Source organism: Affinibrenneria salicis (assembly GCF_008710095.1).
Genome location: NZ_VYKJ01000042.1, coordinates 1 through 1701, shown reverse-complemented (window position 1 = coordinate 1701; position 1701 = coordinate 1). Strand labels below are relative to the sequence as shown.

At 49.7% G+C, this 1701-nt stretch carries 1 protein-coding gene and 3 pseudogenes; 2 read left to right on the top strand and 2 right to left on the bottom strand.

The window, feature by feature from the left end; all coding sequences use genetic code 11:
- Nucleotides 1-126: 126 nt before the first annotated feature.
- Nucleotides 127-863: pseudogene (locus FJU30_RS27435) on the bottom strand (IS3 family transposase); the annotation flags it as partial.
- A 141-nt stretch (nt 864-1004) separates the two neighbouring features.
- On the opposite strand from FJU30_RS27435, the gene FJU30_RS26690 reads away from it, so the two are divergent.
- The gene (locus tag FJU30_RS26690; protein WP_191091705.1) at nt 1005-1274 is read left to right on the top strand and encodes a hypothetical protein; all 270 of its coding nucleotides are present in this window, start codon (nt 1005-1007) and stop codon (nt 1272-1274) included.
- A gap of 204 nt (nt 1275-1478) precedes the next feature.
- A pseudogene (locus FJU30_RS27430) lies at nt 1479-1574 on the top strand (Arm DNA-binding domain-containing protein); the annotation flags it as partial.
- Here FJU30_RS27430 and FJU30_RS26680 read toward each other — a convergent pair.
- A pseudogene (locus FJU30_RS26680) lies at nt 1573-1701 on the bottom strand (IS481 family transposase); the annotation flags it as partial. The pseudogenes FJU30_RS27430 and FJU30_RS26680 sit on opposite strands and share 2 nt — an antisense overlap.

The following is a 1701-nucleotide window of genomic DNA, read 5'->3' as shown; positions in this document are numbered from 1 at the left end:
GAATGGCAGTGGTTTTATAATCACGAAAGGCCCAATATGGCACTGGGTGGATATACACCAAAGCAGCATATATTACGTGCTGCGTAAACTCTACTTATGACCTCCGTTAAAAATGGGAGGATTACCGTACAGCCAGCCTTCCTCTGTCCACAGGCAGGTGATATCCCCAACGTACTTCTGGTCCGGCCCCGTGGCACTGAAGTCCTGTTGCAACAGGTTCGGCGCCACCGGCAGGTTATGCCCGCTGTTTGTCGTGGCTTTGAACTTGCGCGCCGCTCTGGCCCGTAATCCCTGACGTCGCAGACTGGCCGCGACCGTTTTACGGTTCCAGCCATGGCCGGCTTCACGCAACTCCTGCGTCAGACGGGGCGCGCCATAGCGCTGTTTTGCCTGTATAAAAGCTTGCGCCACCCGCTCATCACACATCTGGCGGCGCATCTGCCGCGGCGAGGGGGACTGCCTGCGCTTCAGCCATGCATACCAGCCGCTGCGCGAGACACGCAACACCCGGGCCAGGCTTTTCACTGAGAACGCCGCCTGATGTTGGTGTATAAAAGCGTACTTCACTTCAGGCGTCTGGCGAAGTACGTGGCCGCCTTTTGGAGAATGGCCAGTTCCTCATCCCGCTCGGCCAGTTGACGCTTGAGGCGGGCGATTTCTGTTGCCTGTTGCTGCTCACGCTCAGAGGTGGAGCCCTGCTGACGTTGTTTACTGCGCCAGGCGTAGAGTTGAGAGTCGTGCAGGCCGAGCTCCCGGGCGGCTTTGGCCACACCGATGCGCTCAGCCAGCGCCAGCGCCTGCTGGCGAAACTCCGGGGTATATTGATTACGGGATGTCTTCTTCACAGATTTTGCATGCGTCATGGTTCACCTTGTTAACGATTTTACTCGCTTAACAGCGTGTCCACTATTCGTGGGTAGGATCATGTTGTATTTGTTATTGCATGTGTACTTTTATTTGTTTTTATTTATTGCACCAATAATAAAGTGTTTTATGGTTTTATCGTGTTTCTCGGTTTGACATTATTACCATTGATAGTTGACCGTACCTTGGGGGTGACTCGTCAAAATGAACGTCACAAACTCTATATCAGAAGGTTAGAGCGCCTCGATGAATTGAATATTCTCCGGGAGAAAATGAATATTAAATTCGAAGAATCCCATTTCATCGAGTATATGAAGCTTGTTGATGAAGCTGATCACGGAAAAAACCAGGATACAGTAAGCGATACATCCTATTTTATGACGTTGATTGAAAATAAGCTAAAAGCGTAATCGGTTTTAATATCATGCTATATAAAAAAACTACGCAATTGCGTGGGTTTTGTCGGACTATGAGGGCAAGGTTGCCCTAAAACAGAGGTTAAACGTTGAGATGTGATTTATTGCACATCATGCCGTGACCATCCAGTAGAATCCGGTTCGAAATGTGTATAGGATTGTGTATATGTTCCTGTTCGGTCTCGGATTCCTATACACATGTCCCTTAACGATATGCAGATTCGTCGCGCTAAGCCTGAAGATAAACCCTACACACATGGGGATGGGCAAGGCTTGTCATTGGTCATTGAGCCTAGGTGTTTAGTCCCGGCATTTGATGGAGCGGATCCATTTTGAAATGCTCTGGCTTGGATGTCCACTGTTTACAGATGAATTCGTAAGGTGTCAGGCCCCTGAGCGTCTTAAGCCTTCGCCCGAAGTT